10 protein-coding genes and 1 pseudogene are annotated in these 11,548 nt (G+C 65.8%); 4 read left to right on the top strand and 7 right to left on the bottom strand.

The genetic code is table 11. The features are described 5' to 3' along the window. Positions 1-47: 47 nt before the first annotated feature. Both JGR68_RS04260 and JGR68_RS04255 read left to right on the top strand, forming a co-directional pair. Positions 48-317, top strand: a complete 270-nt coding sequence (locus tag JGR68_RS04260; RefSeq protein WP_199361029.1) for a hypothetical protein — start codon at positions 48-50, stop codon at positions 315-317. Positions 318-466: 149 nt separating this feature from the next. Beyond that, positions 467-1,117: a L,D-transpeptidase gene (locus JGR68_RS04255; protein ID WP_199361644.1), complete on the top strand. Its 651-nt coding sequence runs from the start codon at positions 467-469 to the stop codon at positions 1,115-1,117. A 388-nt stretch (positions 1,118-1,505) separates the two neighbouring features. Here JGR68_RS04255 and JGR68_RS04250 read toward each other — a convergent pair whose 3' ends face one another. The 6 genes from JGR68_RS04250 to JGR68_RS04225 all read right to left on the bottom strand — a co-directional run bounded on the left by JGR68_RS04250 (position 1,506) and on the right by JGR68_RS04225 (position 10,005). Beyond that, positions 1,506-2,273 carry a hypothetical protein gene (locus tag JGR68_RS04250; RefSeq protein WP_234446587.1) on the bottom strand — a complete coding sequence of 256 codons (768 nt, stop codon included), beginning with the start codon at positions 2,271-2,273 and terminating at the stop codon, positions 1,506-1,508. A gap of 13 nt (positions 2,274-2,286) precedes the next feature. After that, complete coding sequence (locus tag JGR68_RS04245; protein ID WP_199361027.1) at positions 2,287-3,396, bottom strand: HNH endonuclease signature motif containing protein; 1,110 nt, start codon at positions 3,394-3,396, stop codon at positions 2,287-2,289. 3 nt (positions 3,397-3,399) lie between these two features. Next, the gene (locus JGR68_RS04240) at positions 3,400-4,128 is read right to left on the bottom strand and encodes an OmpA family protein (RefSeq protein WP_199361025.1); all 729 of its coding nucleotides are present in this window, start codon (positions 4,126-4,128) and stop codon (positions 3,400-3,402) included. Beyond that, positions 4,125-5,618: a MotA/TolQ/ExbB proton channel family protein gene (locus JGR68_RS04235; protein ID WP_199361023.1), complete on the bottom strand. Its 1,494-nt coding sequence runs from the start codon at positions 5,616-5,618 to the stop codon at positions 4,125-4,127. The genes JGR68_RS04240 and JGR68_RS04235 overlap by 4 nt, the downstream gene beginning before the upstream one ends. Before the next feature lie 179 nt (positions 5,619-5,797). Continuing rightward, a complete protein-coding gene (locus JGR68_RS04230; protein WP_199361020.1) occupies positions 5,798-8,869 on the bottom strand; it encodes an efflux RND transporter permease subunit in 3,072 nt (1,023 codons plus the stop codon). Beyond that, positions 8,866-10,005: an efflux RND transporter periplasmic adaptor subunit gene (locus tag JGR68_RS04225; protein WP_199361017.1), complete on the bottom strand. Its 1,140-nt coding sequence runs from the start codon at positions 10,003-10,005 to the stop codon at positions 8,866-8,868. The genes JGR68_RS04230 and JGR68_RS04225 overlap by 4 nt, the downstream gene beginning before the upstream one ends. A gap of 71 nt (positions 10,006-10,076) precedes the next feature. Here JGR68_RS04225 and JGR68_RS04220 point away from each other — a divergent pair, with 71 nt between their 5' ends. Together JGR68_RS04220 and JGR68_RS14000 are read left to right on the top strand one after the other, a co-directional pair. Then, complete coding sequence (locus JGR68_RS04220; protein ID WP_199361015.1) at positions 10,077-10,547, top strand: MarR family transcriptional regulator; 471 nt, start codon at positions 10,077-10,079, stop codon at positions 10,545-10,547. A gap of 158 nt (positions 10,548-10,705) precedes the next feature. After that, a pseudogene (locus JGR68_RS14000) lies at positions 10,706-10,983 on the top strand (YeeE/YedE thiosulfate transporter family protein); the annotation flags it as partial. Between the two features lie 36 nt (positions 10,984-11,019). Here the strand turns inward: JGR68_RS14000 and JGR68_RS04215 are convergent. Then, entirely contained in the window at positions 11,020-11,526 is a 507-nt protein-coding gene (locus JGR68_RS04215; RefSeq protein WP_199361013.1) for a YgjP-like metallopeptidase domain-containing protein, read from the bottom strand. Between the last annotated feature and the right edge of the window lie 22 nt (positions 11,527-11,548).

The following is an 11,548-nucleotide window of genomic DNA, read 5'->3' as shown; positions in this document are numbered from 1 at the left end:
GAATAAACGGGGCTATATTCGACCCCCCAAACGTAAGGAGGATTGCCATGTTCCCGACCAGGAAACATTGTGTGATGGCGCGGACCCTCGGCGTGGCGATGGTTGCCGCCGTCGGCCTCTCCGCATGCGCAACCTATGACGACGAGTTCGCAGGCATCAACTCGCGCCTCGACCGCCTCGATACGCAGGTGCAGGGTGCGGCCCAGAGCGCCGAATCCGCCAACCAGGGCGCGCAGCGGGCCAATCAGCGTCTGGACCAGATCGAAGGTCGCGTCCAGCAGCTGGAAGCCTCGCCGCGCCGCGTGCCGCGCGGCTGAGTGCGCGCCGGGACAGGTCGCGCCCAGCGGCCTGTCCCTGCCCGTGGCCCCTGCTGGCCACCGGTGCTGTTGTATTGACTGTTTCCGTTTCCAGGGCCGATCCCATCCGTAACCCTCACCCCCTTCCGATCCGGACCGCCCAGGTCGTCCTGGCCCTGGCACTGGCATCCGCAGGCTTCACTGGCGTGACACTGGCCCAGGATGCCGTTGCCGCAGATCCGGCGGTCGCCGCCGCTGACCAGCTTCCACCGGGACAGGACGTGTCGAGCACGGTGATCGACCTCGCGGGCTGGGTGGTCGCGTCCAAGGACAGCCAGGGCTATCCGTTCGCCGTGATCGACAAGGCCGCCGCGCAGATCCTGGTATTCGGCGGCGACGGCCGCCTTCGCGGAGCCGCACCCGGGCTGTTCGGCTCGGCGGTCGGCGACCACACGGCCCCCGGCATCGCCGGCCTCGCGCTGCGCGAGATTCCCGGCCGCGATCGCACGACTCCCGCCGGCCGCTTCGTCGGCGGCTACGGCCCGTCGATCGACGCCGGCCGCGTGCTGTGGGTGGACTACGAGTCCGCGGTCTCGATCCATCCGACCGCGACCGGCGTCCCGGCCGAGAAGCGCGCCGAACGGCTGGCGTCGCCGACGCCGGATGACAACCGCGTCACCCACGGCTGCATCAACGTCTCGCCCGAGTTCTATGAGCAGGTCGTCCGACCGACCTTCGAGCGCGGCGGGGTGTTCTATGTCCTGCCGGATGAGGATCCGATCAAGGAGACCTTTCCGGAGTTCGCGCAGAGTCGTGGGTGAGGCCAGCCGCGGGGATCGCCGAGGATGACCATCGGGCAGTACGCCGGCTGAAAGCAACCTCTGGTTTCTCCAGACGCATGACCCTGTCTCTCTCAAGCTGGTCTCCATGGCCGAGCAGCTAGTCGCCGCCGATCCCGAAACGCCCCAGATCACCCTCCGCCAGCTGGGCAAAGGGTTCGCGAAGGATCTCGCTGTCGGGGCTGGCTCGACGGGCTCCTGGACGACATCGGGGAGCAACTCTGGCACCAGGCTGGATTAGGTCCAGGTGAGCCGAATACGGGGCATATTCGGCTCATCATTCGAGCCAAATAGACCCGATACTCAGCTCATGCACGCCACGTCATGACCCCTTCCCGCTGGATCAGGCAGCAGCCCGCCTGGCCACGTTTCACATGGAATGCCGCGGCGCTGGCCTGCCTGCTGCGCGGCTGCCAGCAGCGCCCCGCCCGGAACGCAGCGCCTCATACAACTGGCCGGGTCCAAGCAGAATATCCTTCAGGCCGTCCCTTACCTTTTCCGACGCCAGCGCCTGGCTGCTCATCGTCGTATGGGCGTCCAGCGCATCCATGACGGCGTTGAGCAGCGCCGTCTTCAGGTCCGGCGAGTTGGCGAACTGCTCCTTGCTGTTGTCCGCCGCCTGCTGCAGCAGGGTCTCGTTCTCCAGCAGCTTCCCCTTGATCACACCGTTGACGTAGACCAGCTGGTCGCCGTCACTCAGGCCGCCCTCGAAGAGGCCGTTGACCTTCTCGATGATCTCGGCGAGGTAGGCCTGCTGCTTTTCCTGCACGTGACCGCTGCCGACCTCATCCATCGGCTGCAGCTTGTAGGCTTCCCCTGCCGCAAGGTCCAGGGCCTGCTTCCCGCGGTCGCGCAGCGTGTGATGCGTCAGCACCACCTTCGACAGGTCCACGGTGTCGCGCTCGCGCCCGAACTCCAGCAGCGGCAGCAGGCGTTTGTAGAACAGGAAGCGCTTCTCGATCGCCGTGTTGCCGTAGTCGATCATCTGCGACAGGAATGCGTACAACCGATTGAACGCGCCCATGTCGGACTTGAACAGCGCCAGCGCATCGAGCTTGTCCTTCTCGACCTTGGACACCGCATCATGCCCCCCGGCCTCGGCCGGGGTAGAACCCCGACAAGCAGAGGGAGATTCCAAGAAGAGAGGAACTTCAGAGCGACGCGCCAAGTTCAGAAAGAAGAGCGCCTGCAGTATCCGCGCGCCATTCGGCGGGCACCTCTGCCCCCTCCACCGAGACGATCGCCCGCTTTGATCTCGCCCATGCCGCTTCAACATGGAAAGAGCCACCCCTCCGCCCCGGGATATTCAAGGCGAACTCGGGCACATCCCATCGTTGGTGTCGGGCGAGTTCCAGCGTCGGGCGAACTGCGAGGTCTGCCATCCGAATCGCCTCATCCCACGTCCTGGGCTGAATGCCTTGCGCAGCACGTAAGCGCGAGATAATCCCCATCTCCCGCCGCGACACGAAGATATGCCCGTGTAAGGGCTGCTTCCGATGGCAGTCTTTGCAGAGAACACTGAGGTTCGGGGGCCGATCGTCGTTCTTGACGCCATTGACGTGGTGGACATGCAAGAGATCCATGTGCTCGCGGAGGACGATCTGACAATCCTCACAACGGTAATTGCTTGCCTCCCTCAGACGCCGCGAAGTCTCTTGCCAGTCCTTGCTGTAGGTCGATGCTTCCTCACTGCTGGCCAAGCCGCGTGGGAGTTGCCTAAAACGCGTGCTGTATGTTTCGAAGAACTCTAGCAGACTGAACGAAAGCCACTTCCCGCTCTTCTCCGTGCGCGACGCTAGCAGGTACGAGTTGAAGTTGAGCTTAGCCAAGCAGTTCTTGCAAACCTTCAGCCTCGCCACACCAGTAGTGGTCCGTCCCGTTGCGTAACTCCTGCCTGAAATCTCGAAATCGCCGCTGGTAGATTGTGTGACCACGTAGCGCTCAAAGCGCCCCTGCGTACGCATCGACTCGAGGGTTTCGCAGTCCGCGACATGAAACCTCTTCCCGCGCGTGGGATCCAGGATCGCTTCGTCCAGCTTTCCACCGTGGTCGCGAATGTACAGGATGACGTGACGCCCTTTGTATGACAGCAATCCGTCCTCGCTGTCCAGATCCTCCAACTGGATCTCGATACCCTTCACGAGATCGATATCGATTCGCTCGAGAGGGGGTTGGTTGTCGAGGTTCAGCTGAAACGTCCGCCGGGATTGAAACTTGCTCGCGACGGTCTCGAGCGCACTGAAATCAACATTCAGCCGCATGGGTCAGCTTCCGGGACGGTCGTTAATGATGCGCTTGATCTGAGTCTCGCTGTCGGTTACCACCCGAAAGGCAACACGTCGTGACCGATATACGTCTTCGACTCCATCCTCGGAGAGGACCGGCCGCGCGGAGGAGAATCCTACCGCCGCGACAGACTGGCGGACCCAATCGCGGTCTTCCCCCGGGGTGGCAAGGTCATACGCATAGCGCAAAACTTCATTAGTGCGAGCTTGCGAAAGCGCCATGTTGTTGAAGTAGGCGTTGTCGACAGACACTCCTTTCGCCCAGTCACTGCTGGTATGGCCCTCGATCCGCACCTCCTCAATGCGATCTCGATAGCGAAGGATCACTTCGAGATACCGGGGAACAAAATCAGCTAGCACCTGACGAAACGGCTGGTTGATGTTCGCGCGCCCAGATTCAAAGAGCATTTCTGGATTCAGGAACCGGACCTCGAGGGTCTGATCATCGATCTCGGCACCCCACCTTTGCAGATCGTCAGCGAACTCCGATGACAAGTCCTGGTAGAGGCTAACCTGCGTATCCCGGTATGCCATGGCGATCTCTTTGATGCTGTCGCGTTCAAGGCGAACGAAATGCATCATGGATACAGCGACGAACAGAAAGACGATCATTAGACCGGACATCAGATCGGCAACACTCAGCCAGTGATCCGAATCCCCGTCTGCTGAACTTGTGGTTCCGAGGATCTTTGCGACCGAAGCACTCATGCCACATCCTTCGACAGGTCGGACAGCCGCCGGATCAGCTTGAGATAATCCTGACTGAAGCCATCGGAGATCTGCGCAACCGAAGTACCGAACCGGTTCATCACACGCTCCAGTTCCTTGCCGACTGCATTGTCCAGCGCCTGAAGCTGGGCATTGACCGATTCGCCCGTTTTGTCGACTGCTGCGCTGATCTGTTGCTCTACTCCACCGAGCATGCGCGTGGTATCACGACGCACAGCTTCGGCCATCTCTTCAGTACATGCGCTGATTTGCTCGTGGACTTCTTTGCCTGCGCTTTCAAGGCTGCGGACCATCTCACGGGCGGCGACGGCCAGTTCTTCAACTGTCTGTGTAAGTTCCTTGCTCAAGGACTCCGTCTCGTTCGCGACAGTCATGGCCATCTCCCGCATGGACACTGTGCTGCGCTCGACGTGCGTAGCGAACTGCTCGGAACGGTCGGTGAGGGCAGTTGACATATCGTTGGCTGCCGAGCCCAACGAGGACACCATGTTCTCGATCTGCCCCTGGATCTCCGGCACCGCCGCAACTGCTTCATTTCGCATTGCGACGAATGCCTCCAAGTGCCGCTGCAGTTCCTGGATCTGGTGCTGGTTGACATCCAGCACCTCGCGAAGCTCGTCCATCGCCTCGGGGATGTGTTTGCATTCATCCTTAATCAGCGTGATGGCGCCGCCGGTGGTCTCAAGGGCTTCAACGCCCTTTGCGAACTGCTCGCCCATCGCTTCGACCTGTACGGCGTATTGTTGCTGCCACACGACGAGCTTTTTTACGGATTCGTCCAGCGCCTTGAAGTTTTCGCCGAACTGTTCGGTCAGATTGGTATTGAAGTCGACAATGACCTGCCGTAGCGCTTCGATCACCACTTCGGTGGCCGACTTCGACAGCAAGGTGGCGAAGCTTTCCATCTGGGTGAAGAGCTTTCCCTGGAACTCGGCCCGCTCCGTACGCAGCCGGGTGGCCTGATCTGAAAAGTCCGCACGGACCATCTTCAGCTGACCAACGACCGAGCCTTCCTCCGATGCCGAAAGTGACTGGGCGATCGTCGCGAGGCATTCGCCTTGCTTATCCAGAGCGGCCAGGATGTGAGTCGGCGAGACCTCGTCAGGCGCATTCGAGAGGTCGCGTGCAGGCGCAAACTTGAAAGCGTCCAGCGCCTTGAAGACGATCGCAAGCAGCATGCCTACCAAACTGGTGAGGAAGGCGGTCTTCATTCCTTCGAGCAGTGGGCCAATGCTGCCGTCGATGTCCTTCACGTTGAAGTCCAGCAACCCGATCACGATGCCAAAGAACGTGCCGAGGATGCCCAACGAGGTCATCACGCTGGGGGCTTGAGCTAGGAACCGTGAATGCCGGCCTTTCGAGGCCTGAAACACCGCGAAGGCGAACACCGCCAACGTCAACCAGATGAAAATGTCAGTTGCCGCGTCCGCCGATAGCCCGCGAATCAGTTCTTCCATGAAATTGCCCATTGCCGTGCTCTGCGTTCGAGGGAGTTCTCGACACGGAACAAGCAAGGAGCGTGCCACGGACCCGCCGCTGTTAACGGGCCACGGGGCCAAAAACCATGGACAGGGTTTAGGGACAGCCGCTTAAGTCGCCTCCTCCGGAGCAATGCGTACCCGGGATGACGATGGCAGCAGCCGACCTCCTAAGCCGTCGCCCCGGCACCGCGCTTACCCCGCCGCAACTTCCCCACCACCCACTCCTCCACATCATCCACCAGCGTAAACGCCGCCGGCACCACCACCAGGCTCAGCACCGTCGACGTGATCAGCCCGCCGATCACCGCCACCGCCATCGGCATCCTGAAGCTCGCATCCGCCGTCAGCCCGAGCGCGATCGGCATCATGCCCGCGCCCATCGCCATCGTGGTCATGATCACCGGGCGCGCGCGCTTGTGGCACGCATCCATCAACGCCTCGTGCCGGCTCATGCCCTTCTCTTCCGCCATGACGGCGTAATCCACCAGCAGGATCGAGTTCTTCACCGCGATGCCGATCAAGAGGATCAGGCCGATCAGCACCGACAGCGAGATATCCAGCCCGGTGATGAGCAGCGCGCCGAACGCGCCGCCCGCCGCCAGCGGCACGGCCACCAGGATGGTGATCGGTTGGCTGGCGTGGTTGAACAGCAGCAGCAGCACGCCGTAGACGCAGAAGATGCCGGCCACCATGGCCATGGCGAAGCCGCCGAACATCTCGGCGAAGATCTCGCTGTCGCCAGCGGCTTGGCGCTCGACGCCGGGGGGCAGGTTGTTGATCGATGGCAGCGCGTTGATCTGGCCTTCCACCTCGCCCATGGCCATGCCGTTGAGGTCGACGGTGATGGTCACGTTGCGGCGGCGGTCGAAGCGGTCGATCTGCGAGGGGCCGCTGGCGGTGGTGATCTCGGCCACGGACGACAGCGGCACGCTGCCGCCGGTGGCGGTGGGCACGCGCAGCTGGCCGAGCAGTGAGGGATCCGACAGCGCGCGTTCGTCCAGCTGCACGCGGATCGGCACCTGGCGCTCGGGCAGGTTGAGCTTGGCGAGGAACTGTTCGTAGTCGCCGCGGGTGGCCACGCGGGTGGCGGCGGCGATGTCGGCGGTCGACACGCCCAGGTCCGCGGCGCGCGCGGGGTCCGGGCGCACGATCACTTCCGGGCGCACCAGCGAGGCCGACGAGCCGACGGTGCCGAGCCCGGGCAGCTGGCGGATCTCGCGCTCCACGTCGCGCGCGGCGGTGGCCAGCTTCACCGGGTCGTCGCCGGCCAGCACCAGCTGCAGCGCGCGGCCGGGTTCGCCGCCCTGGAAGCTCAGGCGCACGCCGGGAAGATCGGCGAGGCGCTCGCGCACCACGCTTTCCAGCTCGTATTGCGTCAGGTCGCGGTCGTCGCTCCAGCGGATGGTGAGGGTCGCCTTGCGCAGCTCGGCGCTGGTGAGGTCGCCGGCGGGTCCATTGGCGCCGGAGTTGCTGCCGGCGGTCACGAACACGTGCTCGATCTCGGGGATGTCGGCGATGCGCTGGCGCGCGGTCTCGGCCACCTCTTCGGTGGTGGCCAGCGCGGTGCCCGGCGGCAGCTCGATCAGCACGTTGCTCTGGATGCCGTCGGTGGGCGGGATGAAGGTCACCTTCAGCAGCGGCAGCAGCGCCAGCGAGCCGATGAAGATCGCCAGCGCGATCAGCAGCGTGCGGTTGCGGTGTTTCAGCGAGTTGTCGACGAAGCCCAGGTACCACTGCATCAGCTTCGAGTCGCCCTTGTGCTCGGGCATGGGCTTGAGCATGTAGGCCGCCATCATCGGCGTGATCAGGCGCGCGACCAGCAGCGAGAACATCACCGCGGCTGCGGCGGTCCAGCCGAACTCGCGGAAGAACTTGCCGGGGATGCCGGGCATGAAGGCCACGGGGATGAACACCGCGGCCAGGGTGCACGAGGTGGCGATCACCGCCAGGCCGATTTCGTCGGCGGCTTCCAGCGCGGCCTGTTTCGGCGCCTTGCCCATGCGCAGGTGGCGGTCGATGTTCTCGACCTCGACGATCGCATCGTCCACCAGGATGCCCACCACCACGGCCAGCGCCAGCAGGGTGATCATGTTGAGGCTGAAGCCAAGCCAATGCATCACCGCGAAGGTCGGGATGATCGACAGCGGCAACGCGATGGCGCTGATGAAGGTGGCGCGGAAGTCGCGCAGGAACAGGAAGACCACCAGCACGGCGAGTGCGGCGCCCTCGTAGAGCATGTGCATCGAGGACTCGAACGAGTCCTCGGCCACCTGCGTGGTGGAGGCAACTTCCACCACGCGCACGCGCCGTTGCTCCTGCTGCAGCTTCGCCACGCTGTCGCGCACGGCGTTGCCGACATCGACCTCGCTGGTGCCGGTGGTGCGCTGCACGGCGAAGCCGATCACCGGGCGGCCATCGAGCGTGGTGCGCTGGCTGACGGTGGCGTTGCCGTCGCTCACGGTGGCCAGCGTCGACAGGCGCACGCTGCGGCCGTCGGGCATCGAGATCGGGAAGTTGGCGAGGTCGGCGGCGGTCTCGACGGTGCCCAGCGTGCGCACGGCCTGCTCGCTGCCGCCGACCGTGGTGCGGCCACCCGGCTGCTCCTGCTGGATGCGCGCGAGCTGCTGGCTGATCAGCGCCGGACTCACGCCGAAGCCCTGCACGGCCTCGGGCCGCAGGGCGACGCGGATCTCGCGGTCCACGCCGCCGATGCGCCGCACCGTGCCCACGCCGGGCACGGCGAACAGGCGCTTGGACACGGTGTCGTCGATGAACCAGCTGAGCTCTTCGTCGCTCCAGCCGTCGGCGGTCACGGCATAGGTCAGCATGTCGCCGCCGGTCACGTTGACCAGCGAGACGATCGGCGGCTCCACATCCGCCGGCAGGTCGATGCGCACGCGGTCGATGGCATCGCGCACCTCGTCCTTGGCCAGGGTGCCGTCCTTCTCGATCTCGAAGGTGAGGATGGTGGTCGACACACCCTCGTTGACGATCGAGGCGGTGTTGCGCAGGTTCGGGATGCTGGCGGTGGCGTCCTCGACCTTGCGCGTGACCTGGGTTTCCAGCGTGCTGGGGCTCGCGCCCGGAAGCAGCACTGTCACGTTGACCACCGGCACGGTGAGGTCCGGGAACTGGGAAACGGCGAGCCGGTTGAAGGCCAGCAGGCCCGCGGCGGTCAGCAGGATGAAGACCAGGATCGCCGGCAAGGGCCGGTGGATCGAAAAGGCGGAGAAATTCATTTGGCGACGGTCCCGGTCGCAGGCTTCGGGCCGGCCTTCGCGTCCGCGGGCCGGGCCGCCTCCGCGCTGTCGACCACGCGCACGAGGTCACCGTCTCCCAGGAAGCCGGCGCCACGCGCCACCACGCGATCGCCTTGTCCCAGTCCGTCGCGAACCTCGACGAGTTCGCCGTGCGGCCCGCCGAGCTCGACGGACCGCTCGTGCGCGCGCCCATCCTCGCCGACGGTGAACACGAAGGCGCGGCCGTCACGGCGCACGATGGCATCGCCCGGGACCAGCAGGGCCTGCGCCCGACCGAGGGCAAGGCGGCCCTGCGCGAACATGCCGGCACGCAGCGCGCCGGGATCCGGGAGATCGACGTACACGGTGCCGGTGCGGCTTTGCGCGTCGAGCGCCGGCGACACCGTACGGACCCCGCCTTCGACCACGCTGCCGCCCGGCGACTCCACGCGGACCGGGGTGCCGGTGTCGACCCGCAGCAGGTCGGCTTCGGCCAGCTCCGCGCGCCACTCCAGGCGGCCATCGCGGATCAGGCGCAGCAGTTCGCTGCCGCCGCCCACCACCTGCCCCGGCTGGACGCTGCGCGCCGAAACCACCCCCCCGACCGGCGCGCGCACCACGGTGAAGTCGCGCTGCACGCGGGCGGCGTCGCGGCTGGCAATCGCGGTATTGAGGCGCGCCTGGGCGTTTGCACGCGCGGCCTCGGCCTCTTCCGCGTCCTGCAGCGCCACCATCTGCGAATCGGCCAGTTCGCGGATGCGTGCGGCCTTGCGGCGCGCGGTCTCGAGATTGGTCTGCGCCTCGCGCACCTGCGCGTCGGACTGCGCCAGCTGCGAGGCGAGCGTGCGGTCGTCGATGCGCAGCAGCACATCACCCGCGGCCACGACGCTGCCGACCTCGACCGCGACGCTGGCCACGCGCAGTCCGGAAAGCTCCACGCCCACCGACACCTCTTCCCATGCCGCCACGGCGCCGGACGCAACCACCTCGCGGGTGACCTCGCGCAGCTGCGGCGAAGCCAGGCTCACGGTCAGGCTGGGCACGGCCTCTGGCGGGGCATCTTCCCCACAGCCGGACAACGCCAGGGCCAGGGCCAGTGCGCCGCACAGCGCCAGCGGTCGGGACAGGAAGGCCATCACGGGACTCGAACCGGAAAACGCGCAAGATATCAGCTTGCTGATAACTCCCAGGTGAGGATCACGCCACCATGCAGGATCCCCGGACATCCGCGCTTCACGCGTTCAGGCAATCACGCGCCTACCGGATCGGCACCCTCCTCCGGCGCCTGCACCTGGGCCTGACGGTCGTGGTGGAGCGGCGACTGCATGAGGCCGGGCTGACCCTGACCCGGCCGCAGGGGCTGGCCCTGTTGCTGCTGGCCGAACACCCCGGCGCATCGAACGCGGAGCTGGCCCGACTGCTCGACGTGTCCCCACAGACCATGCACCAGACCCTGCTGCGGCTGGAGCGCGACGGCCTGGTCACGCGCCGGCCGCATCCATGCCTCAAGCGGGTGCAGGCCCATGACGTGACCGCCCACGGCCTGGAGCTGATGGAGCGCGGCAGCGTGGTGGCACGCGAGGCGATCGAGGCCGCGATGGGCAGCCTGCATCGGGACGAGCAGGAGGCGCTGGTCGGACTCCTGGAGCGGAGCCTGGCCGGACTGTCCGAACCTTGACCGAAGTGGCGTCGCATCCCCATCCGGCGCCAAGGCAACGCACCGCTCGCGCTGCAACCGTTCCCGCACCTCGCCTTCCAGCCCACGCAAGCCCCAGCGCCGTCCTTCGGCCACCGCGGCCTCCTGCGGCTGCCGCTCAACCAGTTCGGCGGCGGCTGATGCGCGCGGTCTGGCTCTCTGCGCTGTCGGGTGGCGTGCTGATCGGACTGGCCGCCAGCCTGCTGCTGTAGCTCACCGGGCGCGTGGCCGGCGTCAGCGGCATCCTTGCCGGCGTGATGGTGCCCGGCGACGGCGAGCTGGCCTGGCGATGGCGACCCCGCGCGACGGCTTCCCGCCGCTGATGCTCGTGGCCGCGGGCCTGCTGGTCGGCTTCGGCGCAAGCCTGGGCAATGGCTGCACCAGCGGCCACGGCGTGTGCGGGCTGGGCCGGCTGTCGCCGCCCAGCGGCTGTCGGCGCGCCGCTGAGGGAGGGTCAGCCCCCGGCCCGGCGCACCAGGTCCAGCTGCGTCAGGTACAGGCGCGTATCGAACTCCAGCTGGTGATAGTCCGGCTCCATGTGCACGCACAGCCGGTAGAACGCCTTGTCGTGCGCGGCCTCTTTCATGTGCGCGAGTTCATGCACCGCGATCATCTTCAGGAACTCCGCGGGCGCGTCGCGGAACACGCTGGCGATGCGGATCTCGCGGCTGGCCCTGAGCCTGCCGCCCTGCACGCGCGAGATGGTGGTGTGCGTGCCCAGCGCGTGCTTCACCACCTGCAGCGTGCTGTCGTAAAGCACCTTGCCCAGCGGCGCGGACATGCGCAGGTGGCGGTCCTTCAGGTCCTGGACGTAGCCGTAGAGCTGGCTGTCGTTGCGTACCGCGTGGCGGTCGCCGTACTTCGCGGCCAGCAGGGTGCCTAGTCGATCCCGGTCGATGAGCTCCTGCACCCGCGCCTGGACCTCGAGCGGATAGCCGGCGAGATACTTCAGTGCTGCCATCCGCGCAGGATAGGGGCGATCC

Origin of the sequence: Luteimonas sp. MC1750, assembly GCF_016615955.1 — a bacterium.
In the GTDB taxonomy this organism is placed as follows: Bacteria; Pseudomonadota; Gammaproteobacteria; order Xanthomonadales; family Xanthomonadaceae; genus Luteimonas.
The sequence above is the reverse complement of the archived record's forward strand: the minus strand, read 5'-3'. Positions and strand labels throughout refer to the sequence as shown.

Coding starts and splice junctions, on each gene's coding strand:
- JGR68_RS04260 (WP_199361029.1), top strand. CDS start 48: ATGTTCCCGACCAGGAAACATTGTGTGATGGCGCGGACCCTCGGCGTG.
- JGR68_RS04245 (WP_199361027.1), bottom strand. CDS start 3,396: ATGCGGCTGAATGTTGATTTCAGTGCGCTCGAGACCGTCGCGAGCAAG.
- JGR68_RS04240 (WP_199361025.1), bottom strand. CDS start 4,128: ATGAGTGCTTCGGTCGCAAAGATCCTCGGAACCACAAGTTCAGCAGAC.
- JGR68_RS04235 (WP_199361023.1), bottom strand. CDS start 5,618: ATGGGCAATTTCATGGAAGAACTGATTCGCGGGCTATCGGCGGACGCG.
- JGR68_RS04230 (WP_199361020.1), bottom strand. CDS start 8,869: ATGAATTTCTCCGCCTTTTCGATCCACCGGCCCTTGCCGGCGATCCTG.
- JGR68_RS04225 (WP_199361017.1), bottom strand. CDS start 10,005: ATGGCCTTCCTGTCCCGACCGCTGGCGCTGTGCGGCGCACTGGCCCTG.
- JGR68_RS04220 (WP_199361015.1), top strand. CDS start 10,077: ATGCAGGATCCCCGGACATCCGCGCTTCACGCGTTCAGGCAATCACGC.
- JGR68_RS04215 (WP_199361013.1), bottom strand. CDS start 11,526: ATGGCAGCACTGAAGTATCTCGCCGGCTATCCGCTCGAGGTCCAGGCG.